This is a genomic window from Pseudomonas sp. CAM1A (assembly GCF_047501685.1).
Lineage (GTDB): Bacteria > Pseudomonadota > Gammaproteobacteria > Pseudomonadales > Pseudomonadaceae > Aquipseudomonas.
This window is the reverse complement of the sequence record NZ_JBFNXP010000001.1, coordinates 1-23633: the sequence shown is the minus strand read 5'-3', so window position 1 is coordinate 23633 and position 23633 is coordinate 1. Positions and strand designations below refer to the sequence as shown.

Sequence of the window (23633 nt, the reverse complement as noted above, 5' to 3'; positions counted from 1 at the left end):
CGATGGCGATGTCGGGTCTACCGACGCCATCGCGGGGCAAGGCCGCTCCCACGTTTTATCCCTCTTCCAGGCATCCGGCGAACAAGACAATGACAACCCCCAGCCACTTCTCCCCCGACCACCCGGTTCCCTCCCACCATCGCCAGTTCGGCGCCCGCGACCTGTTCTCGCTGTGGTTTTCCCTTGGTATCGGCCTGATGGTCCTGCAGGTCGGCGGTCTGCTGGCGCCGGGCCTGGGCCTGGCGGGCTCGATCCTGGCGATCACCCTGGGCACGGCGGTGGGGGTATTGCTGCTGGCAGCGGTGGGGGTGATCGGTAGCGATACCGGCCTGTCGGCCATGGCGACCTTGCGCCTCACGCTCGGTAGCCATGGCGCGCGCCTGCCTGCCTTGCTCAACCTGCTGCAACTGGTGGGCTGGGGTTCGTTCGAGATCATCGTCATGCGTGATGCCGCCAGCCTGCTGGGCGCACGTGCGTTCGGCGAGGGCAGCGGCTGGAGCAGCCCGCTGCTGTGGACCTTGTGCTTTGGCGCCCTGGCCACACTGCTGGCGGTCAGCGGGCCGCTGGCGTTCGTGCGCAAGGTCTTGCGCAAATGGGGGATCTGGCTGCTGCTGGGCGCTTGCGCCTGGTTGACCTGGAACCTGTTCGCCAAGGCTGACCTGGCCCAGCTGTGGCGTCAGCCCGGTGATGGATCGTTGTCCCTGGCCCTGGGTTTCGACATCGTCATCGCCATGCCGCTGTCGTGGCTGCCGCTGATCGCCGACTATTCGCGCTTTGGCCAGCGCGCCAGCCGGGTGTTCGGCGGTACCGCGCTGGGCTTCTTCATCGGCAATGCCTGGCTGATGAGCCTGGGTGTGGCCTACACCTTGGCGTTTGCGCCCAGCGGAGAGGTGAATGCCCTGTTGTTGGCGCTGGCCGGCGCCGGGCTGGGAATTCCGCTGCTGCTGATCCTGCTGGACGAGACGGAAAACGCCTTTGCCGATATCCACTCGGCGGCGGTGTCCACCGGCCTGCTGGTGAAAATGAAGGTCGAGCACCTGGCCCTGGCTATCGGCATGCTGTGCACGCTGATAGCCCTGCTGGCGCCGCTGGCTCAGTATCAGAACTTCCTGTTGCTGATCGGCTCGGTGTTTGCGCCGCTGTTCGGCGTGGTGCTGGTGGATCACTTCGTGATTCGCCGCCGCCGCTTGCCGGCGCTGGTCGAGGGTTTGCACTGGCAGGCGCTGCTGGCCTGGGGCGTGGGGGTGGCGGCCTATCACCTGATGGCCAGCCAGGCGCCGGAGCTGGGGGCGACCCTGCCGGCACTGTTGCTGGCAGGGGTACTGCACCTGCTGCTATCGCTCAGCCGCGGCCGGGAAACAGCTCGGGCTTGACCACGCCATTGAGGCGCGGGTAGGGGATCTTCAGCTCGACATGGCCCATGGAGTAGGGCGCGATGGCATAGACCTCGTACTTCACGATCACCGCGCCGTAGGTCAGGGCGATGTGCGGGGACTGCTTGAACGGCCAGGTCTTGACGAACTCGGGGTCCTTGTCCATGCCGGTGCTGATCAGCCAGGCGCGGTGGGATTCCTCGGCGGTCTTCCAGAAGGTCGCCTCCTGGCCGGGCACCAGCATGTCGTCCAGGGTCAGTACCTTGTCCAGCTTGCGTGAGTAGTTGATGAAGCCGCGCCCAGGCATGCCGTGGGCACCGCCGCTGTCCAGGTAGCTGGACAGTTCGACGATCACCAGCCCGTCATGCTGCTCGCGTACCTTGGCCTGCAGGTAGCTGCTGTTGCGCTTGTCGGCGCGGGCCAGGTACTGCTGCTCATAGGCTTGCAGCGAGGCTGGCGGGGTGCCGCGCTGGTTGTCCTCGGTCAGCATCAGCAGGCGCTTCTCGACAATGCCGTCGAGCTTGGGCAGGGCTGGGAAGTGCACGACGTCGATGTTGACCAGCGGGCAGTCGCTTTCGCTGCAGCCGGGCTTGACGTGCTCCCAGGCCTCGCGCTTGACCTCGAGCGGGGCCCGGTAGTTGGGCGTGAACAGGCTCTGGCAGGCGCCGAGCGCCAGTGCCAGGATGGCCACGGAAGTCAGTTTGACAAGCGTCATGTTGCCTCTTTCACAACGGTGATGATCGGCCTTGGACCGCCTGCGCGGCCTTCAGTTCGCCACTAAGCTAACAGAGAGTGACACGCCTGTCCCGGCTGCCCGAACGGTCAGCGGAAAGGGATGAAACCGGGCCGTGCGCAGAGTAGGATTGCGCGATGCGGTAAACGAGGCATGAGGAGTTTGCATGACGGACACGCACAATACAGTGCCTACCCAGGTCGAGATCGCTCGGCGGGAGCCGCTGTTCAAGGGCTTTTACAAGCTCGACAAGCTTCACCTGCGCCACGAACTGTTCGCCGGGGGCATGAGCCGCGAGTTCACCCGTGAACTGTTCGTGCGCCATGACGCGGTCTGTGTACTGCCCTACGATCCACAGCGCGACGAAGTGGTGCTAATCGAGCAGTTCCGTGTGGGCGCCATGGGCAAGGTGGCCAACCCCTGGCTGATCGAGATGGTCGCCGGGCTGATCGACAAGGACGAGCAACCCGAACAGGTTGCCCACCGCGAGGCCGAGGAAGAAGCGGGCCTGACCTTCTCGGCGCTGTGGCCGATGACCCGGTACTTCCCGTCACCGGGCGGCAGCGACGAGTATGTCTACCTGTTCCTGGGCCGTTGCGTCAGTGAGGGGGCCGGTGGCCTGCATGGCCTGGAAGAGGAAAGCGAAGACATTCGCGTGCGCGTGTGGTCGTTCGAGGATGCCCTGCAGGCCGTACGCGACGGGCGTATCTGCAACGCCGCCACGATCATCGGCCTGCAATGGCTGGCGCTGAACCGTGACGAAGTACGAGGTATGTGGAAGTGAACCTGCTGCGCGAGCGCTATCGAGTCGACCTGGTCGGGCTGCAGTCCGCCTGCGAGGCCAACTATGCCCGCCTGATGCGCCTGTTGCCCGACATGCGCACCACGCAGAGCTCGCGCCGTATCGGCATGACCCAGGGCGACCAGATGCTCGGCGTGCTGGTGCTTGAAGTGCTATTGGCCTGCCCCTACACCACCACGCTCAAGGTGCGCCAGGAGCACAGCCTGCCCTGGCTGCCGGTGCCCGAGCTCGAGGTGCAGGTCTACCATGACGCGCGCATGGCCGAGGTGGTCAGTGCCGAACATGCGCGTCGCCTGCGCAGCATCTACCCCTATCCCAACACGGCGATGCACCAGCCGGACGAGAAGGCCCAGCTCAATCTGTTCCTCGGTGAATGGCTGAGCCACTGCCTGGCCTGCGGCCACGAACTGGAAGCCGTGCGCTGAAATGTGATGCGCGTCGGTTTCGAGTATTTGCTCGAAAGCGATCCGCCGCCATAATCCGTGCTGAATCCGTTCGAGGAGACGGCCGTTGCCGCAACCACTTTCACCTCCGTCACCTGTCCATGTGGTGCAACTGACCGATGCCCATCTGTTTGCCGAACCGGCGGGCACCTTGTTGGGCCTCAATACCCGCGCAAGCCTCGGGCACGTGGTCGGCCAGGTTCGCCGCGAACAACCGCGCATCGACCTGCTGCTGTGCACGGGCGATCTTTCTCAGGATGCCAGCGGCGAATCCTACGCGGCCTTTCGCGAGCTGACGTCGACGCTCGGCGCGCCGGCGCGTTGGCTGCCAGGTAACCATGACGAGGCGCGGGTCATGGCCGAGGTGGCGCCGGAACTGGTACAGGCAGTGACCGATATCGGTGCCTGGCGCATCGTCATGCTCGACTCGGCAGTGGTCGGTGCCACCTTCGGTCTGTTGGCCGATGACCAGTTGGTCGTGCTGGACCAGGCACTGAGCGGTGCGGGCGAGCGCCATTGCCTGGTGTGCTGCCATCACCAGCCGGTGGATATCGGCTGTGCCTGGATCGCGCCGATCGGGCTGCATAATGCCGATGAGCTGCTGCGGCGTCTGCGCAGTTATCCACAGGTGAAGGCACTGCTGTGGGGGCATATCCACCAGGAATGGGACGAAGTGCGTGACGGCGTCCGTTTCCTTGCCACGCCTTCGACCTGCATCCAGTTCGCGCCGCACAGCGAGGACTTCAAGGTGAGCGAGGAACAGCCGGGCTACCGCTGGCTGCGCCTGCATGCCGACGGGCGGTTGGAGACTGGGGTGGAGCGGGCGCGGGATTTCGTGGTGAAGCTGGATTTCGACAGCCCCGGCTACTGAAGGGCCGCGCAGTTGCCCCTGTCATTTGAAGAATTTGTTGCGAAAATCCCCAGGCTGCGCCAATGACCATCGAACACGCTACACTGCGCGTCTTTGCGTCCGGGGGCAGCATGTCGGGTTCCATCCTCTATATCCATGGCTTCAACAGCTCGCCGCTGTCGACCAAGGCACGCCAGCTCGAAGCGGTGATGCAGCAGCTCGGCCTGGCCGAGCAACTGCGCGTCCCGGCCCTGCACCATCATCCGCGGCAGGCCATCGCCCAACTGGAGACGGCCATCGCCGAGCTCGGCGCGCCCTTGCTGGTCGGCAGCTCACTCGGCGGCTACTATGCCACCCACCTGGCCGAGCGACACGGGCTCAAGGCGCTGTTGATCAACCCGGCGGTGGCCCCGCACAAGCTGTTCGACGGTTACCTCGGCACCCAGCGCAACCTCTATACCGATGAAGCCTGGGAGCTTACCCACGACCACGTGGACGCCCTGGCCGAACTGGAAGTGCCGCCGCCGCAGGACGCCGCCCGCTATCAAGTGTGGTTGCAGACCGCCGATGAAACCCTGGACTATCGCCAGGCCGAGCGCTACTACCGCGCCTGCGCCCTGCGTATCCAGGCCGGTGGCGACCACAGTTACCAGGGCTTCGCCGAACAGTTGCCGGCCCTGCTGGCGTTCGCCGGCATTGCCCGTGGGCAGTACGCGGCGCTGGACTTTTCTGTATTTTGACTTTTGCATTCACCAGACTGACGACGAGAACCCATGGCCAATCCCAGCGCTAGCGCCTATAACGCAGACGCCATCGAAGTCCTCTCGGGCCTTGACCCGGTCCGCAAGCGGCCGGGCATGTACACCGACACCAGCCGGCCCAACCACCTGGCCCAGGAAGTCATCGACAACAGCGTCGACGAAGCCCTGGCCGGCCACGCACGGTCCGTGCAGGTCGTTTTGCACGCCGACCACTCGCTGGAAGTCAGCGACGACGGTCGCGGCATGCCGGTGGACATCCACCCCGAAGAGGGCGTTTCCGGCGTCGAGCTGATCCTCACCAAGCTGCACGCCGGCGGCAAGTTCTCCAACAAGAACTACCAGTTCTCCGGCGGCCTGCACGGCGTCGGCATTTCGGTGGTCAACGCCCTGTCGAGCCAGGTACGCGTGCGCGTCAAGCGCGACGGCAACGAGTACCAGATGACCTTCGCCGACGGCTTCAAGGCCAGCGAGCTGGAGGTGGTCGGCACCGTCGGCAAGCGCAACACCGGCACCAGCGTGTACTTCAGCCCCGATCCGAAGTACTTCGACTCGCCGAAGTTCTCCATCAGCCGCCTCAAGCATGTGCTCAAGGCCAAGGCCGTACTGTGCCCGGGGCTGTCCATCAGCTTCGAGGACAAGGGCACCGGCGAGAAGGTCGAGTGGCACTACGAGGACGGCCTGCGTTCCTACCTGGTCGATTCGGTCAGCGAGTACCTGCGCCTGCCCGACGAGCCGTTCTGCGGCAGCCTGGCCGGCAACAAGGAAGCCGTGGACTGGGCCCTGCTGTGGCTGCCCGAAGGCGGCGACAGCATCCAGGAAAGCTACGTCAACCTGATCCCCACCGCCCAAGGTGGCACCCACGTCAACGGCCTGCGTCAAGGCCTGCTGGACGCCATGCGCGAGTTCTGCGAGTTCCGCAACCTGCTGCCGCGCGGGGTCAAACTGGCCCCTGAGGACGTCTGGGAACGCATCAGCTTCGTGCTGTCGATGAAGATGCAGGAGCCGCAGTTCTCCGGCCAGACCAAGGAGCGCCTGTCGTCCCGCGAGGCGGCGGCGTTCGTTTCCGGCGTGGTCAAGGACGCCTTCAGCCTGTGGCTCAATGCCCACCCCGAGCTGGGCATGCAGTTGGCGGAACTGGCCATCAGCAACGCCGGCCGTCGCCTGAAAGCGAGCAAGAAGGTCGAGCGCAAGCGCATCACTCAGGGCCCCGCATTGCCTGGCAAGCTGGCCGATTGTGCCGGCCAGGACCCGATGCGCGCCGAGCTGTTCCTGGTCGAGGGTGACTCGGCCGGTGGCTCGGCCAAGCAGGCGCGGGACAAGGAGTTCCAGGCCATCTTGCCGCTGCGCGGCAAGATCCTCAACACCTGGGAGGTCGATGGTGGTGAAGTCCTGGCCAGCCAGGAAGTGCACAACATTGCCGTGGCGATCGGCGTCGACCCGGGCGCAGCCGACCTCTCGCAGCTGCGCTACGGCAAGGTCTGCATCCTCGCCGACGCCGACTCCGACGGCCTGCACATCGCCACACTGCTGTGCGCGCTGTTCGTCCAGCACTTCCGCCCGCTGGTCGAGGCCGGGCACGTGTACGTGGCCATGCCGCCGCTGTACCGCATCGACCTGGGCAAGGAGATCTACTACGCCCTGGACGAAGCCGAGCGTGACGGCATCCTTGACCGCCTGGTCGCCGAGAAGAAGCGCGGCAAGCCGCAGGTCACCCGATTCAAGGGCCTGGGCGAGATGAACCCGCCGCAGCTGCGCGAAACCACCATGGACCCGAACACCCGGCGCCTGGTCCAGTTGACCCTGGACGATGTGCAGGGCACCACCGAGATCATGGACATGCTGCTGGCCAAGAAGCGGGCGGGCGATCGCAAGAGCTGGCTGGAGACCAAAGGCAACCTGGCCGAGGTCCTGGTTTGATTCGTCCGTTGCTCCTGGCCTGCCTGGCGTGGTTTGCCCTGCAGGCCCAGGCAGGCGACTGGCCGCAGCTCAAGCTCAGCGCCGAGCATGCGGTCGATGGCATGCGCGGCGGCAACCTGTCGGGTCTGGCCTGGTGCCGTGGGGCATTGTGGGCGGTGTCCGACCGCGATGACGACCGGATCTACCGCCTGGACCAGGAGGGCGCGACGTGGCAGGCCCAGCCACTGACCTTCACCCCGCCGGCAGCGCCCGATACCGGCCTGCCCTGGGGGCTCAAGTCGCGCAACTGGGCGGCGTCCTACATCCGCGGCGGCGAGCTGGACTTCGAGGGCATCACCTGCGATCAGGCCGGCAACCTCTTTATCGTCAGCGAGGCGCACGCCGCCGTGCTGCAGTTGCCCGTGGACGGTGAGCCCGACTGGCTGAAAATCGACCAGGCCATGGTGCGCCAGGCGCGGGCCAGCGGCATGCTGCTGCATTTCAACGCACTGTTCGAGGGGCTGGCGATCAACCCGGCGGGCGATCGCCTGTGGTTGGCCGCCGAGCGCGAGCGCCGTGGCCTGCTCGCGGTGCAGCGCCAGCAATCGGTGTGGACCTGCGGGCGCGGCTGCGTGCTGCTCAGCGAGGCGGGTGTCGAGATGCAGCCGCCGCAGTTCCCCGAGGCACGCCCGGTATCACGTGACTTTGCCGACCTGGCCTGGTTCGAAGGCAAGCTGTACACCCTCGAGCGCAATGCCTACCGCATTTGCCGACGGGATGCCGACACCGGCGCCGTGGAGCGCTGCTGGTCGTTCGCCGCCGATGCCCTGATGGAATCGCGGCGTTACTCGCAGCCTTACGGCCTGGCCGAGGCGCTGGTGATCGACAAGAGTGGTGCCTGGATCGGCGTGGACAACAATGACCGCCCGCGGGTGGATGGTGAAACACGGCCGATCGTCTGGCGCTTCGATGCGCCGCAAGGCGGCTGGAGCGCCAAGCCATGAGCCAGCCACCGGGCAAGCGCGCGGGCAGGGTGTTGATGATTGTCGCCTGGGCGGCGGCGATGTTCCTTGCCACGCGTTTTTTCGGCCAGTGGGAAGAGCGTCAGCAGAACCCCAACAGCGTGGTCCAGAGCGAGCAGGGCGACGGCTTCGTCGAGGTGCGCCTGCTGAGCAACGGCCAGGGCCATTTCGTCGCCGATGGCGCGATCAATGGGCGACGGGTGCATTTCATGCTCGATACCGGCGCCACCGACGTGGCGATCCCCGAGGCGCTGGCCCGCGACCTGGGCCTGGCGCGTGGCGCCGCGGTGCAGTTGAGCACCGCCAATGGCCGTACCCAAGGCTACCGCACGCGGCTCGACAGCCTGCAACTGGGCGATATCCACCTGCGCGACGTGCGCGCGCTGGTGGTGCCCGGCCTGGATGGCCAGGGCGTGCTGCTGGGCATGAGTGCCCTGAAACAACTTGAATTTACCCAGCGCGGCGGCACCATGCTGCTGCGCCAGAACCTGAAATGACGAGGCCCGCATGAGCGACTCACTCGAACTCAGTCTCGACGGCGTCGAACGCCGTTCCCTGGCTGACTTCACCGAACAGGCCTACCTCAACTACTCCATGTACGTGATCATGGACCGCGCCCTGCCACACATCGGCGACGGCCTCAAACCGGTCCAGCGACGCATCGTCTATGCCATGAGCGAGTTGGGGCTCGATGCCGACTCCAAGCACAAGAAATCGGCGCGTACCGTCGGTGACGTGCTCGGCAAGTTCCACCCCCACGGCGACTCGGCGTGCTACGAGGCCATGGTGCTGATGGCCCAGCCGTTCAGCTACCGCTATACCCTGGTCGACGGCCAGGGTAACTGGGGTGCGCCGGACGATCCGAAGTCGTTCGCCGCCATGCGTTACACCGAGGCGCGCCTGTCGCGCTACTCCGAGGTGCTGCTCACAGAGTTGGGCCAGGGCACCGTCGACTGGGTACCGAACTTCGACGGCACCTTGCAGGAGCCGGCCGTGCTGCCCGCGCGTCTGCCGAACATCCTGCTCAACGGCACCACCGGCATCGCCGTGGGCATGGCCACCGACGTGCCGCCGCACAACCTGCGCGAAGTGGCCAGCGCCTGCGTGCGCCTGCTCGACGAGCCCAAGGCCACTATCGAGCAGCTCTGCGAGCATATCCAGGGGCCGGACTATCCGACCGAAGCCGAGATCGTCACCCCGCGCGCGGATATCCAGAAGATCTACGAGAGCGGCAAAGGCTCGATCCGCATGCGCGCGGTGTATCGCATCGAGGACGGCGACATCGTCGTCACCGCGCTGCCGCACCAGGTCTCCGGCGCCAAGGTGCTCGAGCAGATCGCCGCGCAGATGCAAGCCAAGAAGCTGCCGATGGTCGCCGACCTGCGCGACGAGTCGGACCACGAGAACCCTTGCCGCATCGTCATCATCCCGCGCTCGAACCGCGTGGATGCCGCCGAGCTGATGCAGCACCTGTTCGCCACCACCGACCTGGAGAGCACCTACCGGGTCAACGTCAACATCATTGGCCTCGACGGCCGTCCGCAGCTGAAGAACCTGCGGGCGCTGCTGCTGGAGTGGCTGGAGTACCGCATCGGTACCGTGCGGCGTCGTCTGCAGCACCGCCTGGACAAGGTCGAGAAGCGCCTGCACCTGTTGGAAGGCTTGCTCACCGCGTTCCTCAACCTGGATGAAGTGATCCACATCATCCGCACCGAGGAGCATCCCAAACAGGCCTTGATCGCCCGTTTCGACCTGAGCGAGATCCAGGCCGACTACATTCTCGAGACTCGCCTGCGTCAACTGGCGCGTCTGGAAGAGATGAAGATCCGCGGCGAGCAGGACGAACTGCTCAAGGAACAGAAGCAACTGCAAGCGCTGCTGGGCAGCGACAGCAAACTGCGCAAGCTGGTGCGCAGCGAGCTGATCAAGGACGCCGAGACCTACGGCGACGACCGCCGCTCGCCGATCGTCGAGCGCGCCGAGGCCAAGGCCCTGTCGGAAAACGAGCTGATGCCAACCGAGCCGGTCACCGTCGTGTTGTCGGAGAAAGGCTGGGTGCGTTGTGCCAAGGGCCACGATATCGATGCCACGGGCCTTTCGTACAAGGCCGGTGACGGTTTCAAGGCCGCCGCAGCGGGGCGCTCCAATCAGTTTGCCGTGCTCATCGACTCCACCGGGCGCAGTTATTCGCTGGCCGCCCACACCCTGCCGTCGGCCCGTGGCCAGGGCGAGCCGTTGACTGGCCGCCTGACGCCGCCGCCGGGCGCCACCTTCGACTGTGTGCTGCTACCGGAGGATGACGCCCTGTATGTCGTGGCGTCCGATGCGGGTTACGGCTTCGTGGTCAAGGGTGAGGACCTGCAGGCCAAGAACAAGGCCGGCAAGGGCCTGCTCAGCCTGCCCAACGGCGCCAAGGTGATGACCCCGCGTCCGGTGGCCGATCGTGAGCAGGACTGGCTCGCCGCGGTGACCACCGAGGGCCGCCTGTTGGTGTTCAAGGTCGCCGACCTGCCGCAGCTGGGTAAAGGCAAGGGCAACAAGATCATCGGCGTGCCGGGTGATCGGGTGGCCAGCCGCGAAGAGTACGTGACCGACTTGGCGGTGATCAGCGAGGGCTCGACCCTTGTATTGCAGGCTGGCAAGCGTACCCTTTCGCTCAAGCCGGATGATCTCGAGCACTACAAGGGCGAGCGGGGTCGCCGTGGTAGCAAATTGCCACGTGGTTTCCAGCGCGTCGATGGGTTGCTGGTGGAAACCCCTGCTTGAGTGGATGGGCCGTCTGTTGCGGCGTTTTCGACGCCGCTTCGGGCGGAAATGCTGGAGTCGGGCGACTATTTCGCGGATGATAGGGCCCTCGTTGGCGCCGGCGTGGCCGAGTGCCCGGATGAATCTACATGAGTATCACTGCGGTCAGTCTGGTGACGACCGCCTGGATGGGATGAATGAAATTTCTGCGCCTTCCATTTGCGCTGCTGATGACTGGCTTGCTGGGCCTGAGCGGGTGCAGCATGCACCAGCCGGTTGCCCTGTATCAGCTCGACAGTGGTGATCCCGGCCAGCCGACCCAGGCTGCGGGCATGGCGGTGGTACTTGGCCCTGTTTCAGTGGCCGACTACCTGCAACGCGAAACCTTTTTGCAGCGTCAGACCGATGGCAGCCTGACTGCGGCGACCGACGGTCGCTGGGCCGGTAGCCTTTCGTCGGATATCGACCAGTTGCTGGTACGTCAGCTGGCCTGGCGCCTGGACAGCCAACGCGTGGTGCTGGCGCCGGCAAGTGCCGGCTTCACGCCGGACGTGCAGGTGCTGCTGTCTATCACCCGCCTGGACTCGGGCAAGAACCAGCCGGCGATCCTCGATGCGCAGTGGCGCGTGCTGGACCGCCGTGGCCAGGTGCGTGACAACCGTATCGTCCACCTCGAACAGCCCCATGCGGGCAGCGAGTCGGCGCAGGTTCAAGCCCAGGGGCAGCTGCTGCAGAAGCTGGTCGAACAGCTGAGCACCACGGTCAAGCCGCTGGCCAACCAGCCGGCCATCGCCGAGGAGACGCCACGCAAGCCAGCCGCGCCGGTGCAGGTGAAGAAAGAGCCGGAGAAGCCAAAGATTCCGATGGCTTCACCGATTCGTACCGATATGGAAGTGTTCCGCTTCTGATATGACAGACATGAAAAAGCCCGCAGTGATGCGGGCTTTTTTGTGGGCGTCGCCATGTGATCGGGACGGCGTGGGAGTGGGCTTGCCCCACGATAGGGCTCGCCAAGACAGCAACATTGCCTGCCCCGACGTTATCGCGGGGCAAGCCCGCTCCCACGCAGGCCTTGAATCAGAGTTGGTTCAGGCGCGGCGCTCGTGCATCCGCGCCAGTTGGCGCTCCAGCATGGACGGATAAGGCTCCATCAAGCGCTCGACGCAGCAAGCGCCCTCAGGACTGGCAATCGGCCGAATACGCGCACGCTGGCGTACCAGGGCGTCATCGCTGATGCGGCGTTCCACCAGCAGCAGGTTGCGGCTGTGCTGCGACAGGGCCAGGGCGTCCTGAGCCTGTTCAGTCATCAGCAAGTCGACCTGATCCATGCCTTGCAGGTCGTCGGCCAGCACCAGGCCGAGCTGCAGTTGCAGGGTGATGCCGCTGTCGGCTACCTCGATCTGCAGAGCGTGGCCCAGGGCGCGTAGCAGCTCGCCACAGCAGATGGCGTTGGTCAGATAGTCCTCGCCGCTGTCACGGCTGTGGAACAGCAGCAGGGTACTGCCGTCGTTCAGGGTGTGGACCTCACCTTCGTACAGCGAGGCGGCCTGGTCCAGGCAGTCGCGGTAGCGCTCCAGCAGCTCGGTCAGGCGTGTGCGTGGCAGGCGGCGCAGTTGCTCCTGGGAGCCCAGCTGCACGGCCAGCACGGCGCTGTATTGTGGTTCGTCGGAATCTACGATGGCAGCTTTGGCCGGAACGCTTTCCTCATCCATCAGGTCGGCGAACGCGTCGTCATCCTCATCGTGATCGGTCGTCGCTACTGCCGTTTTCGCCCGTGGGTCAACCTTGGGCGCAGGCATGTCATCGAAATCGTCTTCCACATCCGCTTCTTCCTGCTCTGGTGGCGGCGGCGGGGCGAGACGGGCGTGCAGCTGGCGGGCCAGATCGCCGATTTCGTCCTGGCGGTCGATGCCCGGTGTGTAAGGGTGCGGATCACGCAACCAGACGCGCAGTTGCAGCAGCGGGGTGGAAATGAAGCGACCCAGACGCAGGCTGAGGGTCAGTGCCAGGGCCAACAGGATCGCGGCAAGGATGCCCATGCTCTGCAGGCTGATCAGCATCGGTTGCTGGAACTGGCTCATGTCCAGGCTGATGCGCAACTGGCCGGCGGTCACGTCCTGGAAGGTGATCTTGGTCTGGTAGACCCCTTCGGTTTCGCCCAGCAAGCTATTGCGTGGGCGCTGGCCGGCCTCGGCGAGGATGCGGTTGTCCACGCTGTAGATGGCGGCATGGGCCACCAGCGGGTTCTTCACCAGGTTGCCGAGCAGCACGTTGAGGCTAAGGATGTCGTTGGACACCAGCAGCTCGGTGGCCGATGTGGCCGTTTGCGTGGTCAGGCTCTGGCCAACGGCATCGGCCTGCTCGTGCATGGCCTGCTTGAACTGCAAGCCCATCACGCAGGCATAGATCACCAAGGCCAGGGCCACCAGGAAGATGTTATGGCTGGCAATGCGCAGGGCCAGTGGGATTCGGCGCTGGCTCAGGGCTCGGTAGATCATCAGGAAGAAGTTGTCGGGTTTTACGGGCGTGGGCCGGTTCACAGAGCTCGGCTCTTTATGGCGAGAAAGTTGCTGCGCAGTATAGCGATACGTGTTTTGTCGGCAAAGTAGCGTTGGCGCCCGATGGTCATGGAAAATCGGTAGAATGCGCATTTTTCATCGAGTTGGAGCCCCGGTCTTGCGCGAAATCGTCCTGATCAACATCACTGGTGAAGACCGTCCAGGTCTCACCGCGGCCATCACCGGCGTCCTGCTCCAGGGCGGTGTGAATATTCTCGACATCGGCCTTGCGGTCATGCACGGCACGCTGTCGTTCGGCATTCTGGTCGACATCCCCGACAACGAGGTGGCCACCGCGCTGCTGCAGAGCGTACAGGCCAAGGCCCATGAGCTGAACCTGCAGGCGCGCTACACGCCGATTTCCGAGGCCGACTACCAGCACTGGGCCGACAGCCAGGGCGAGGCCCGCCATATCGTCACCCTGCTCAGCCGCCGGGTCACCCCACAACAGTTGCAGCGGGTCAGCGCCATCATCAGCCAGTACGGCCTGACCATCGAACGCATCGAGCGCCTGTCGGCCCGAGTGGCCCTGGATGCCCAGATCGAGAAGGGCAAGTCCGCGCTGGAAATCTCCGTGCGTGGCGAAGCCAGCGACGCCCAGGCCCTGCGCGCCGACTTCTTCGCCCTGTCCGAAGAGCTGAACATCGACATCGCCTTCCAGCGCGACGACCTGTTCCGCCGCAACCGCCGCCTGGCGGTGTTCGACATGGACTCGACGCTGATCGAGGCTGAAGTCATCGACGAGCTGGCCAAGGCTGCCGGTGTCGGTGAGCAGGTGGCGGCGATCACCGAGCGCGCGATGCGTGGCGAGCTGGATTTCCGGGCCAGCTTCAAAGAGCGCATGGCGCTGCTCAAGGGCCTGGACGTGGGCGTACTGGACCAGATTGGCGCCTCGCTGCGCCTGACCGAGGGTGCCGAGCACCTGTTCGGCGAGCTCAAGCGCCTGGGCTACAAGACTGCGATCCTTTCCGGCGGCTTCTCCTACTTCGCCAAGCAGGTGCAGGCGCGCCTGGGCATCGACTACGTATTTGCCAACGAGCTGGAAGTGGTGGACGGCAAGGTCACCGGCGTGGCTGTCGAGCCGATCGTCGATGCACAGCGCAAGGCTGATCTGCTACAGCAACTGGCCAGTGAAGAGGGCCTGCAGCTCGAGCAGACCATTGCCGTCGGCGACGGCGCCAACGACCTGCCGATGCTGTCCCTGGCCGGCCTGGGTGTGGCATTCCGCGCCAAGCCGCTGGTGCGTCAGTCGGCCAAGCAGGCGATCTCGACCCTGGGCCTGGATGGTGTGCTGTACCTGCTCGGCGTACGCGATCGCGAAGCACGCGGATGATCCTGAGCCCTGGGGCTGCAAAGCCGGCCCTATGAAAAAGGCCCTGCATGACGTGAATCATGCAGGGCCTTTTGCTTACCGGATGATCAGGCCTGGGCCGGCTGCGCCAGCAGCTCACCCATGCGCACGGCGGAGCCGGCACCGAGGCTCTCGGCCCATTTCACCTGCTCTGGCCCAAACAGCACGATGGCGGTGGAGCCCAGCTTGAAGCGGCCCAGCTCGGCGCCTTTCTCAAGATGGATCGGCGCACGGCTGGCCTCGTCATAGCGGAAGGTCTTCAGCTCGCGCTTCGGCGGCGTGACCAGGCCGGCCCAGACGGTTTCGATCGAGGCGACGATCATCGCGCCGACCAGCACCACGGCCATCGGCCCACGCTCGGTGTCGAACAGGCAGACCACGCGCTCGTTACGGGCGAACAGCTCCGGTACGTTTTCTGCGGTAGTCTGGTTGACCGAGAACAGCCGGCCCGGCACATAGACCATCTCGCGCAGGGTGCCGGCCAGCGGCATGTGCACGCGGTGGTAGTCCTTGGGCGACAGGTAGATGGTGGCGAATTCGCCGCCCATGAACGGCGCGGCCAGGGCCGGATCACCGCCCAGCAGCTCCAGGGCGCTGTAGCCGTGGCCCTTGGCCTGGAAGATGCGGCCGTGCTCGATCGGGCCGAGCTGGCTGACCGCGCCGTCGGCCGGGCAGAGGATCGCGCCGGAGGTCTCGTCCAGCGGGCGGGCGCCGGGCTTGAGGGCACGGGTGAAGAAGGCGTTGAAGTGCTCGTAGGCGCTGAGGTCTTCGACCAGTGCCTCGGACATGTTCACCTGGTAACGCTTGGCGAACCAGGCGGTGAAGGCATTCTTGAACCAGCGGGCGCGGCACTCGGCGACGCAGCCGGCCAGCCGCGACAGCAGGTGGTGCGGCAGCAGGTACTGGCTGATGATGAACAAGCGGGATTTCATTGAGCGTCCTTAAACTTCGACGGGCGTGTCGGGGTGGTTGCCCCATTCGCCCCAGGAACCGGCATAGCCCTTCACCCGTGGATAGCCTAGGGCCTTGGCCACGAGGTAGGTGAAGCCGGAGCGGTGGTGGGTCTGGCAGTGGGTGATCACTTCCTTGTCGGGGGTGATGCCCAGGTTTTGCAGGACTACGGCGATGTCCTTGCGGATGCGCAGGTGGTCGTTGAGGTCCATGCCGGCGGTCCACTCGAAGTTGATCGCGCCAGGAATATGCCCGCCTTTGGCGGCCAGCACTTTCTCGCCGCTGTATTCCAGTGGCCCGCGGGCGTCCCAGATGACCAGGTCGGCGGCGCCCAGGCGGCTTTGCAGGTATTCGCGGGTGGCGGTGGGCTCCGGGTGCAGTCGCAGACTCACCGCGCCGCCCATGCTGGCGGGCACCTCGGTGGACAGTCTGTCCGCCGGCCAGGCCTGTATGCCGCCGTTCAGGTAGTGGTAGTGCTGGTGGCCAATCACGTCGAGCAACCAGATGAAACGGCCGGCCCAGCCGCCGCCTTCGTCGTCGTAGACCACGTAGACCGCATCGTCACGATGACCGAGTTCGGCGAACAGCTTTTCCAGGTCGGCGCGTGCCGGCAGCAGGCCAGGCGCTGGTGGCTGGCCCAGTTGGGTGCGCTTGGGATCGACGAAGCGCGCCCCGGGGATGTGGCCGCTGCCATAGCGGTTGACGCTGGTCAGGTCGACCAGGATCAGTTGCGGCGATTCCAGGCGCGGCAGCAGGTCCTCGGCTTCGATCACCAGAGGCAAGCCGGAAAAGTCAGTCATCCACGGTCTCCAGGGTGCAAAGGGGGCGATTGTAGCGCAAGGCAATCATGAATGGCGGTTGCCGAAGAGGGCCAGGGCGCGCTCGATGCATTGCACGGTTTTACCGAAGGCCTGCACGCTGACATCGGCCAGCGGTTTGCCGTCCTGGTCGGCCACTGCCAGCATCAGCACCTGGTCGCCGACCGCCAGCGAGCGCAGCAGCAGGTGTTCGCTGCGGAAGAATACGCGCAGTGGCGCCGGCAGCAGCGCGGTGAACTGGGCGTGATTGTCCGGCGTCAGGCGCAATTGCCCGGCCTTGCTCATCAGTTTCTGCAGGAGTTTGTTCTGCGCGATCGGCAACGCAATGACGCCGGCTTCCTTGGGCAGGCCCGCAGTCTGCTGCACCCGCAGGTAGTCGGTAGCCTTGTCCAGGCTCAGCAGCATCAGGCGCTGCATGCCGCACGCCAGCAGCGCTTCACGGGCCTGGGTGGCCAGGTGCACGGTATTGCTGAACGGGCTCGGCTGGGCGAGCAGTTCCTGGCACAACGTGCGCCAGCGGCCAAGATCTTCGGTGCTGGGTGGCGGTGGTGTCAGCATGTCCGGGTGCGGACGGCGCTGGTGCCAGGGCCAGATCAGCGCCTCGGCCGGGTGGAACAGGGCATGCCGGGCGTGATGGCGGGCACTGGCCGCGGCCTGTTGGTGAACCTGCTGCTGGACATCATCCAGCGTGGTCTGCAGATAAAGGGCGGTAAGCAACTGCCAGCGCAGCAAATGCGGGTTGTCCCAGCCAACCTGGGCGGCGAGGGCAAGGCCGTTGGCCAGCAGCACGGTATTTGGGGGCTGGTTGAACCAGCGGCGCAGGGCCGGCTCTTCGTCCAGGCGCTGTTGCTGGACCAGCGGGTCCTGCTCGCGGGCGATGTTCAGCACCTGCGCCAGTTGTTCGCGCTCGCCCATCAACAGGCGGTAACCCTGGGTGACCCACTCGGGCAGGCGCCAGTGCTCGGCCATGGCCTGGCACAACTGCATGATGCGCACACCGAACAGTTGCTGCTCGACTTCGGCAGCCTCCTCGCCCTTGTGGATAACTCGCAGCTCCCAGGTGTCCAGCAGCTTGGGATAGGCCAGGGCCAGGGGCCACAGGGGCGAGAGGAACAACAGGCTGCCCCAGTGGATTTCCTGCCACAGCCGCGCCAGGCGGCTGGCGAACAGACCGTTGGCCTGCTGGGTGGCATGCTGGCTGATCAGCAGGAACTGGCGCAGCACCGGCGGGATCTCGTCGGCCGGCAGCGATGGCAGGCGTGCCAGCAGCTTGCTGACGCGGGCCAGGCCAAGGCGGTTAAGGGCTATTTCCAGGCTTTCGGCCGGTTCCGCCTGGCTGGCGTTGGCCGGGTGGTTGGCCTCGCGCAGCACGCAGAGCACCAGCGCGGGGCTGTCCTGCATCAGTTCGGCGATATCGCGCAGGGAGCGGCTGCTGTCGTTGATAGCCTGCAGCACGCGATCATGGCTCTCTTTTGGCACCGGTACGCGGATCCCGTCGAGTAGCTTGATCCAGGCCTCTAGACTCGACGGAACCTGACTTGGCACCTTGGTTTCAATTGGCATATTGACATCAGTCCGAACTGGCTTTTCGCAATGAGTGGCTATAGTCTGGCGCAGTTCTGCCGATAAGTAGAAGAAGAGTTTTCAAGCTTCCGTTCCCTATCCTGACCACGACAGCAAGTGCTTCCAACTTATGGCTAAAATTATCGGCATCATCGTCGTATTCGCGAGCGTGCTTGGCGGCTACGTGCTTTCCCACGGCAAGATCGCGGCACTGATCCAGCCGTTCGAAGTGCTGATCATCGGCGGCGCGGCCTTTGGTGCGTTCCTCCAGGCCAACCCTGGTTACATGACCATGCATGTAATCAAGAAGTCGCTGAAGATGTTCGGCACCCGTTTCACCCATACCTTCTACCTGGAAGTGCTGGGCCTGGTGTACGAGATCCTCAACAAGAGCCGTCGTGAAGGCATGATGGCCATCGAGGGGGACATCGAGGACGCCGCGGCCAGCCCGATCTTTGCCAAGTATCCGGCCGTGCTGGGCGATGAGCGCATGACCGCGTTCATCTGCGACTATCTGCGCATCATGTCCACCGGCAACATGGCGCCCCATGAGCTCGAAGGCCTGTTCGACATGGAGCTGCTGAGCATGAAGGAAGAGCTGGAGCACCCGTCCCATGCGGTCAACGGCATCGCCGACGGCATGCCTGGTTTCGGTATCGTCGCGGCGGTACTGGGTATCGTGGTGACCATGGCCTCGCTGGGTGACGGTGACCAGAAGTCCATCGGCCTGCACGTCGGTGCGGCGTTGGTCGGTACCTTCTTCGGTATTCTTGCTGCCTATGGCTTCTTCGGCCCGTTGGCCAACGCCCTGCGCCACGATGCCAAGGAAGAGCTGAACGTCTACGAGGCGATCAAGGCCTCGCTGGTGGCCTCGGCTTCCGGCATGCCGCCGTCGCTGGCGGTCGAGTTCGGGCGCAAGGTGCTGTACCCGGCGCACCGCCCGAGCTTCGCCGAGCTGGAACAAGCAGTACGCGGTCGCTAAGCCATGGAGAACAATCAGCCCATCATCGTCAAGCGCGTCAAGCGCTTTGGCGACGGCCATCACGGCGGCGCCTGGAAAATCGCCTTCGCCGACTTCGCCACGGCGATGATGGCGTTCTTCCTGGTGCTGTGGTTGCTGTCGACCGCCACGCCCGAGCAGAAGATCGCCATCGCCGGTTACTTCAAGGACCCGATCGGCTTCTCCGAAAGTGGCACGCCCTACATCATCGATCTGGGTGGCTCGCCAGAACTGGCGCCGGAAAAGACCATCAACCCGGAAGTGAAGTCCGAGCCGACGCCCGACACCAGCCTGCAGCTGGACAAGGACCAGGTAGAGACCATGGCCGAACAGGTCGAGCGCGAGCGCCTCGAGCTGCTGCTGCAGGAGCTGCAGAACAAGGTCGAGGAAAACCCGCAACTGCAGAAGTTCAAGGACCAGATCCTGTTCGAGATCACCCAGGACGGCCTGCGCATCCAGATCATGGACGCCGAGAACCGGCCGATGTTCGACTTGGGCAGCGCACGCCTGCAGCCGTATTTCGAAGACATCCTGCTGGCCATGGCCGACACCATCAAGGCGGTGCCGAACAAGATCAGCATCAGTGGCCATACCGATGCCAAGCCGTACTCCGGCACCGGCGACTTCGGCAACTGGGAGCTGTCGGCCAACCGTGCCAACGCGGCGCGTCGTGCATTGGTCGCCGGTGGCTATCCGGATGAGCAGGTGGCCCGCGTGGTCGGTTATGCTTCGTCGTCGCTGTTCGACCGTGCCAACCCGTTCAACCCGGTCAACCGCCGTATCGACATCATCGTCCTCACCAAGAAGGCCCAGCGCGATATCGAGGGTGAACAGGGCAAGCCGGAGGCTGCGCCGCCTGCCGCTGACACACCGCCTGCGGGCGCTGCGCCAGGTGCGGCCGCGACACCGGGCGATACGCCGATGCAGCCGCGCGAGCTGCGTCAGAAGCTGAACATCTTCGAGGATGGCGTGCTGAAGATGGATGAGGCCAAAGACCAGTAAGCAACAGGGGCCGCTTTGCGGCCCCGATGCATTCAGAACCCCCGCCTGATCTTGGCCTTGAGATCGGCATGGAAGAAATCCGCATTGTCCCTGTCCGACACTACGCCACCCCCGGCGGGCGAAGCCATGGCCCGGCCAAAGGTCTGCTCGTCATGATAGGCGCGCACGAACAGGTCTATATGCTCTCGCTCGCGCATTACTGGCCACTTGCCCAGCCGCTGCGGCAGGTCAGTCGAGCCAGCGTGGTAGAAAGTCACCCGTCGATGCGCCATGGCCGCTGCGCCCAGTAGCCAGGCCGTCCACCAGTCTTCAGCATGGGCCTCGCAGAGCAGTCCGATCCAGTGAGTGGCATCGGCCATGTGTTGGCAAAAACTGCCATGCAGGTCGTCGTGGGTCTGTCCTTCACTGTCGAAGGGGACGAGTTGGGTGGGAATGCCTTCTAGTAGCAAACGTTCGTTGAGGATGAAGGCATCGAGCCGTTCGTTCTGGTGGTAACTGATGAATACCGGCATCTGTGCTGCCCTCCCTGATCAATACCGACGACAAAGTCATGACCATCAGGGAAAGCAGCGGGAGGGACAATAGGTGACCGCGAAACCGGAGCGGTCCTACCTGCTCCGGTAAAATTTCCTACGATGCTGGCGTGCTTGCCGCCACCTCAATAGGTGTCTTCCGGCAGGCTGGCGATGATCGAGCGGTAGCTGTTCATTCGCTGTTGCGTAACGCTGCCGTCTTCCAGGGCCTTGAGCAGCGCACAGCCAGGCTCGCGGTCATGCTTGCAGTCGCGGAAGCGGCAGTTGCCGATCAGTTCGCGGAATTCGATGAAGCCATCCTCGACATCATCACGGCTGACATGGCCCAGGCCGAATTCGCGGATGCCTGGCGAGTCGATCAGGTCACCGCCATTGGGGAAGTGGTAGAGGCGTGCAGTGGTGGTGGTGTGGGTGCCCTGGCCGGACCATTCCGACAGGTCGCCAACACGGGTGCCCGCATCAGGCAGCAGGCTGTTGACCAGCGAGGATTTGCCCACGCCCGACTGGCCGACGAACACGCTGATATGACCATCGAGCGTCTGCTGCAAGCGCTGCATGCCATCGCCCTGGTGCGCCGAAACTTCCAGCAGCGGGTAGCCCAGGCCTCGGTAGACCTCAAGCATGGCGTTGAGAGTCGGGGCGTTCTCGTCGTTGATCAGGTCGGCCTTGTTCAGCAGCAGCAGCGGGCGGATGCCGGCATGCTCGGCGGCGACCAGGTAACGGTCGATCAGGTTGGGGTGCGGTTCGGGCGCTGGGGCGAAGACAATGACGATCAGGTCGACGTTGGCTGCCACCGGCTTGAGCTGACCATGGTTGTTCGGCCGGCACAGCTCGGTGCTGCGCGGCATCTGCGCGACGATCACGCCGATGCCCTGGTTGCCGGCGCGCCAGACCACACGGTCGCCGGTCACCAGCGCCGGCAGGTTGGCCCGCAGGTGGCAGCGGAACACCTGGCCCGCAACCTCGCCGTCCTGGGCCTCGACCTCGACCTGCACGCCGAAGTGGGCAATCACCAGGCCCAGTTGCTCCGGTCCCAGGTCGCCACCCTCCAGTTCCTGCAGCACATGCTGCTCGCGTTTGGCGGCGCGAGCGGCGCGTTCACCCTGGATCTTTTCGATGCGCCAGTTCTGGCGGCGGTTGAGCTGGCGTTTGGCCATGAAGGTTCCGAGTAGGCGGGGCAGAAAGAAAACGGCAGGCAGTTTAGCACGGCACGCCCACGAGCTGCCCCGCTAGGCTAATATGACGGGCTATTCGAGGAGCCTTTTCATGCAAAATCCACAGAACCTGATCTGGATCGATCTGGAGATGACCGGCCTGGACCCGGACAGTGACGTCATCATCGAGATGGCCACCATCGTCACCGACAGCGAGCTGAACACCCTGGCCGAAGGCCCGGTGATCGCCATCCACCACAGCGACGAGGTGCTGGCGCGTATGGACGAGTGGAACACCCGCACCCATGGCGCCTCGGGCCTGACCCAGCGCGTGCGCGAGAGCAAGGTGAGCATGGCCGAGGCCGAGGCGCAGACCATCGCCTTCCTCGAGCAGTGGGTACCGAAGGGCAAGTCGCCGATCTGTGGCAACAGCATCTGCCAGGACCGCCGTTTCCTCTATCGCCACATGCGTGAGCTGGAAAACTACTTCCACTATCGCAACCTCGATGTGTCCACGCTCAAGGAGCTGGCCGCGCGCTGGGCGCCAGAAGTGCGTGACAGCTTCAAGAAGGGCAACACCCATTTGGCGCTGGATGATATCCGTGAGTCGATTGGTGAACTGCGTCACTACCGCGAGCATTTCATCAAGGTCTGACCTTGTGCGCCGATGATCGTCGGCGCGCCCCTTTTGGTGCCCCGCGTGACTGGGTAGACTGCGCGCCTTTCCCGCACGGACCTGCACCATGTTGCTGATGCTCTATCTCATCGCCATCACCGCCGAAGCCATGACCGGCGCCTTGTCCGCTGGCCGCCGCGGCATGGACTGGTTCGGTGTGGTGCTGATCGCCTGCGTTACCGCCCTCGGTGGCGGCTCGGTGCGTGACGTGTTGCTTGGGCATTACCCGCTGACCTGGGTGAAGCATCCCGAGTACCTGGTGCTGACCAGCTTTGCGGCGCTGCTGACCATCTTTATCGCGCCGTTGATGCGCCACCTGCGTTCGTTGTTCCTGGTGCTCGATGCCTTGGGGCTGGTGGCGTTCACCTTGATCGGTTGCATGACGGCGCTGGAGATGGGGCAGGGGTTCCTGGTTGCTTCGATCAGTGGGGTGATTACCGGGGTGTTTGGCGGGATCCTGCGGGATATCTTCTGTAACGACATACCGTTGGTGTTTCGGCGGGAGCTGTATGCCAGTGTTTCGTTCGCGGCGGCTTGGTTCTATCTGGGGTGTGTTTACTTCAACGTACCTGCGGAACAGGCCATGTTGCTGACACTGTTTGGTGGTTTTCTGGTGCGGTTGTTGGCGATTCGGTTTCATTGGGAGATGCCGAAGTTTCATTACAATGATCAGCAGTAAGTTTATTGCGGTTCGCTGAGCGTTAAGTTGTCGCTGTGGGAGTCGGCATGGTGGCGTGATGGTGCAACTATGGACTCACTGTCAGTGGCTCGTTCGCTAACTAAAAAGTCTTTTGATCTTGATCTTGATCTGCTCTTGCTTCTAAGTGCGCGATAGTTCAGGCGACACAAATTGCGACTTCAGGAGAACGAGCGGAGTTCTTGCGGAGGGAGGTGACGGGCATGGATGCCCGTCAAGCGCTGCGCCCCAGGATGGGGCGTTCAGCGCGGTCCTCCCGGGAGCAAGAACGGAGCGAGGGAACCCCGGAGCGAAGCGTAGGGGCCGGATGATGGAGCGAGGATTTTTTGGTGACTTTTTGATCCTTCAAAAAGTTACCCGCCGTAAGGGCGGAAAGGTGATTATGCGTCGGTATCGTCAATGAATGCGCGTATAACTTTCAAAGCTCACGCTCTGAAAGTCAAAGTCAAAGTCAAAGTCAAAGTCAAAGTCAAAGTCAAGGTCGGTCGGCGTGGGTGTCTACAGATGTAAACGCATTCATTTGCTATGGTGACGCATAATCACCTTTTCGCCCTTACGGCGAGTCACTTTTTGTCAAACGCGACAAAAAGTAACCAAAAAACGCTGCGGGTATGACTCACCCACATGGGTTACAAATCAGTTCACGCACATAGGTAACAGTCTTTAACTGGCAGGGTCGGTTTTCGAGGATCTGACCATGCCTTG

22 protein-coding genes are annotated in these 23633 nt (G+C 64.1%); 15 read left to right on the top strand and 7 right to left on the bottom strand.

The window, feature by feature from the left end:
* Positions 1-89: 89 nt before the first annotated feature.
* Complete coding sequence (gene cytX, locus ABZO33_RS00110; protein WP_414534385.1) at positions 90-1373, top strand: putative hydroxymethylpyrimidine transporter CytX; 1284 nt, start codon at positions 90-92, stop codon at positions 1371-1373.
* On the opposite strand, the gene ABZO33_RS00105 is transcribed toward cytX, so the two are convergent.
* The gene (locus ABZO33_RS00105) at positions 1342-2088 is read right to left on the bottom strand and encodes an RsiV family protein (protein WP_414534384.1); all 747 of its coding nucleotides are present in this window, start codon (positions 2086-2088) and stop codon (positions 1342-1344) included. The two genes, cytX and ABZO33_RS00105, sit on opposite strands and share 32 nt — an antisense overlap.
* Positions 2089-2272: 184 nt before the next feature.
* On the opposite strand from ABZO33_RS00105, the gene ABZO33_RS00100 reads away from it, so the two are divergent.
* The 9 genes from ABZO33_RS00100 (at position 2273) to ABZO33_RS00060 (ending at position 11533) form a co-directional block, all read left to right on the top strand.
* Entirely contained in the window at positions 2273-2890 is a 618-nt protein-coding gene (locus tag ABZO33_RS00100) for an NUDIX domain-containing protein (protein ID WP_414534383.1), read from the top strand.
* Positions 2881-3333 carry a DUF1249 domain-containing protein gene (locus ABZO33_RS00095; RefSeq protein WP_023630808.1) on the top strand — a complete coding sequence of 151 codons (453 nt, stop codon included), beginning with the start codon at positions 2881-2883 and terminating at the stop codon, positions 3331-3333. The genes ABZO33_RS00100 and ABZO33_RS00095 overlap by 10 nt, the downstream gene beginning before the upstream one ends.
* 85 nt (positions 3334-3418) lie before the next feature.
* Complete coding sequence (gene cpdA, locus ABZO33_RS00090) at positions 3419-4222, top strand: 3',5'-cyclic-AMP phosphodiesterase (protein WP_414534382.1); 804 nt, start codon at positions 3419-3421, stop codon at positions 4220-4222.
* A gap of 110 nt (positions 4223-4332) precedes the next feature.
* A complete protein-coding gene (locus ABZO33_RS00085) occupies positions 4333-4941 on the top strand; it encodes a YqiA/YcfP family alpha/beta fold hydrolase (RefSeq protein WP_414534873.1) in 609 nt (202 codons plus the stop codon).
* Between the two features lie 33 nt (positions 4942-4974).
* The gene (gene parE, locus ABZO33_RS00080; RefSeq protein ID WP_414534381.1) at positions 4975-6879 is read left to right on the top strand and encodes a DNA topoisomerase IV subunit B; all 1905 of its coding nucleotides are present in this window, start codon (positions 4975-4977) and stop codon (positions 6877-6879) included.
* Positions 6876-7862 carry an esterase-like activity of phytase family protein gene (locus ABZO33_RS00075; RefSeq protein ID WP_414534380.1) on the top strand — a complete coding sequence of 329 codons (987 nt, stop codon included), beginning with the start codon at positions 6876-6878 and terminating at the stop codon, positions 7860-7862. The genes parE and ABZO33_RS00075 overlap by 4 nt, the downstream gene beginning before the upstream one ends.
* A complete protein-coding gene (locus tag ABZO33_RS00070; protein WP_414534379.1) occupies positions 7859-8377 on the top strand; it encodes a TIGR02281 family clan AA aspartic protease in 519 nt (172 codons plus the stop codon). Before ABZO33_RS00075 ends, ABZO33_RS00070 begins: the two co-directional genes overlap by 4 nt.
* Positions 8378-8387: 10 nt before the next feature.
* Positions 8388-10646 (top strand): DNA topoisomerase IV subunit A, encoded by a 2259-nt coding sequence (parC, locus tag ABZO33_RS00065; RefSeq protein WP_414534378.1) that lies wholly within the window; start codon positions 8388-8390, stop codon positions 10644-10646.
* A 176-nt stretch (positions 10647-10822) separates the two neighbouring features.
* The gene (locus tag ABZO33_RS00060) at positions 10823-11533 is read left to right on the top strand and encodes a membrane integrity-associated transporter subunit PqiC (RefSeq protein ID WP_414534377.1); all 711 of its coding nucleotides are present in this window, start codon (positions 10823-10825) and stop codon (positions 11531-11533) included.
* A 180-nt stretch (positions 11534-11713) separates the two neighbouring features.
* Here ABZO33_RS00060 and ABZO33_RS00055 read toward each other — a convergent pair whose 3' ends face one another.
* Entirely contained in the window at positions 11714-13165 is a 1452-nt protein-coding gene (locus ABZO33_RS00055) for a histidine kinase (protein WP_414534376.1), read from the bottom strand.
* Positions 13166-13301: 136 nt separating this feature from the next.
* Here ABZO33_RS00055 and serB point away from each other — a divergent pair, with 136 nt between their 5' ends.
* The gene (gene serB / locus ABZO33_RS00050; protein ID WP_414534375.1) at positions 13302-14516 is read left to right on the top strand and encodes a phosphoserine phosphatase SerB; all 1215 of its coding nucleotides are present in this window, start codon (positions 13302-13304) and stop codon (positions 14514-14516) included.
* Positions 14517-14602: 86 nt separating this feature from the next.
* Here serB and asd read toward each other — a convergent pair whose 3' ends face one another.
* Genes asd through ABZO33_RS00035 form a run of 3 tightly spaced genes read right to left on the bottom strand, consistent with a single transcriptional unit; the run spans position 14603 to position 17866 of the window.
* On the bottom strand, positions 14603-15466 hold the full coding sequence (gene asd, locus ABZO33_RS00045; protein WP_414534374.1) for an archaetidylserine decarboxylase: 864 nt from the start codon (positions 15464-15466) through the stop codon (positions 14603-14605).
* A 9-nt stretch (positions 15467-15475) separates the two neighbouring features.
* A complete protein-coding gene (rhdA, locus tag ABZO33_RS00040) occupies positions 15476-16285 on the bottom strand; it encodes a thiosulfate sulfurtransferase (protein ID WP_414534373.1) in 810 nt (269 codons plus the stop codon).
* Positions 16286-16330: 45 nt separating this feature from the next.
* A complete protein-coding gene (locus tag ABZO33_RS00035) occupies positions 16331-17866 on the bottom strand; it encodes an HDOD domain-containing protein (protein ID WP_414534372.1) in 1536 nt (511 codons plus the stop codon).
* A gap of 130 nt (positions 17867-17996) precedes the next feature.
* Here ABZO33_RS00035 and motA point away from each other — a divergent pair, with 130 nt between their 5' ends.
* On the top strand, positions 17997-18848 hold the full coding sequence (gene motA / locus ABZO33_RS00030) for a flagellar motor stator protein MotA (RefSeq protein ID WP_414534371.1): 852 nt from the start codon (positions 17997-17999) through the stop codon (positions 18846-18848).
* 3 nt (positions 18849-18851) lie between these two features.
* On the top strand, positions 18852-19868 hold the full coding sequence (gene motB, locus ABZO33_RS00025; RefSeq protein WP_414534370.1) for a flagellar motor protein MotB: 1017 nt from the start codon (positions 18852-18854) through the stop codon (positions 19866-19868).
* A 32-nt stretch (positions 19869-19900) separates the two neighbouring features.
* On the opposite strand, the gene ABZO33_RS00020 is transcribed toward motB, so the two are convergent.
* Complete coding sequence (locus ABZO33_RS00020; RefSeq protein WP_414534369.1) at positions 19901-20380, bottom strand: molecular chaperone Tir; 480 nt, start codon at positions 20378-20380, stop codon at positions 19901-19903.
* A gap of 146 nt (positions 20381-20526) precedes the next feature.
* Positions 20527-21558 (bottom strand): small ribosomal subunit biogenesis GTPase RsgA, encoded by a 1032-nt coding sequence (rsgA, locus tag ABZO33_RS00015; RefSeq protein ID WP_102682170.1) that lies wholly within the window; start codon positions 21556-21558, stop codon positions 20527-20529.
* A gap of 109 nt (positions 21559-21667) precedes the next feature.
* On the opposite strand from rsgA, the gene orn reads away from it, so the two are divergent.
* Together orn and ABZO33_RS00005 are read left to right on the top strand one after the other, a co-directional pair.
* Positions 21668-22210, top strand: a complete 543-nt coding sequence (gene orn, locus ABZO33_RS00010; RefSeq protein WP_414534368.1) for an oligoribonuclease — start codon at positions 21668-21670, stop codon at positions 22208-22210.
* Positions 22211-22298: 88 nt separating this feature from the next.
* Positions 22299-22910, top strand: coding sequence for a trimeric intracellular cation channel family protein (locus tag ABZO33_RS00005; RefSeq protein WP_203648189.1), 612 nt, complete (start codon positions 22299-22301; stop codon positions 22908-22910).
* Positions 22911-23633: the final 723 nt, after the last annotated feature.

What these genes read in the sequence shown, in the direction of transcription:
- cytX (WP_414534385.1), top strand. Translation starts at nt 90, where the DNA reads ATGACAACCCCCAGCCACTTCTCCCCCGACCACCCGGTTCCCTCCCAC.
- ABZO33_RS00105 (WP_414534384.1), bottom strand. Translation starts at nt 2,088, where the DNA reads ATGACGCTTGTCAAACTGACTTCCGTGGCCATCCTGGCACTGGCGCTC.
- ABZO33_RS00100 (WP_414534383.1), top strand. Translation starts at nt 2,273, where the DNA reads ATGACGGACACGCACAATACAGTGCCTACCCAGGTCGAGATCGCTCGG.
- ABZO33_RS00085 (WP_414534873.1), top strand. Translation starts at nt 4,333, where the DNA reads ATGTCGGGTTCCATCCTCTATATCCATGGCTTCAACAGCTCGCCGCTG.
- parE (WP_414534381.1), top strand. Translation starts at nt 4,975, where the DNA reads ATGGCCAATCCCAGCGCTAGCGCCTATAACGCAGACGCCATCGAAGTC.
- ABZO33_RS00070 (WP_414534379.1), top strand. Translation starts at nt 7,859, where the DNA reads ATGAGCCAGCCACCGGGCAAGCGCGCGGGCAGGGTGTTGATGATTGTC.
- parC (WP_414534378.1), top strand. Translation starts at nt 8,388, where the DNA reads ATGAGCGACTCACTCGAACTCAGTCTCGACGGCGTCGAACGCCGTTCC.
- ABZO33_RS00060 (WP_414534377.1), top strand. Translation starts at nt 10,823, where the DNA reads ATGAAATTTCTGCGCCTTCCATTTGCGCTGCTGATGACTGGCTTGCTG.
- asd (WP_414534374.1), bottom strand. Translation starts at nt 15,466, where the DNA reads ATGAAATCCCGCTTGTTCATCATCAGCCAGTACCTGCTGCCGCACCAC.
- rhdA (WP_414534373.1), bottom strand. Translation starts at nt 16,285, where the DNA reads ATGACTGACTTTTCCGGCTTGCCTCTGGTGATCGAAGCCGAGGACCTG.
- ABZO33_RS00035 (WP_414534372.1), bottom strand. Translation starts at nt 17,866, where the DNA reads ATGCCAATTGAAACCAAGGTGCCAAGTCAGGTTCCGTCGAGTCTAGAG.
- motA (WP_414534371.1), top strand. Translation starts at nt 17,997, where the DNA reads ATGGCTAAAATTATCGGCATCATCGTCGTATTCGCGAGCGTGCTTGGC.
- motB (WP_414534370.1), top strand. Translation starts at nt 18,852, where the DNA reads ATGGAGAACAATCAGCCCATCATCGTCAAGCGCGTCAAGCGCTTTGGC.
- ABZO33_RS00020 (WP_414534369.1), bottom strand. Translation starts at nt 20,380, where the DNA reads ATGCCGGTATTCATCAGTTACCACCAGAACGAACGGCTCGATGCCTTC.
- rsgA (WP_102682170.1), bottom strand. Translation starts at nt 21,558, where the DNA reads ATGGCCAAACGCCAGCTCAACCGCCGCCAGAACTGGCGCATCGAAAAG.
- orn (WP_414534368.1), top strand. Translation starts at nt 21,668, where the DNA reads ATGCAAAATCCACAGAACCTGATCTGGATCGATCTGGAGATGACCGGC.
- ABZO33_RS00005 (WP_203648189.1), top strand. Translation starts at nt 22,299, where the DNA reads ATGTTGCTGATGCTCTATCTCATCGCCATCACCGCCGAAGCCATGACC.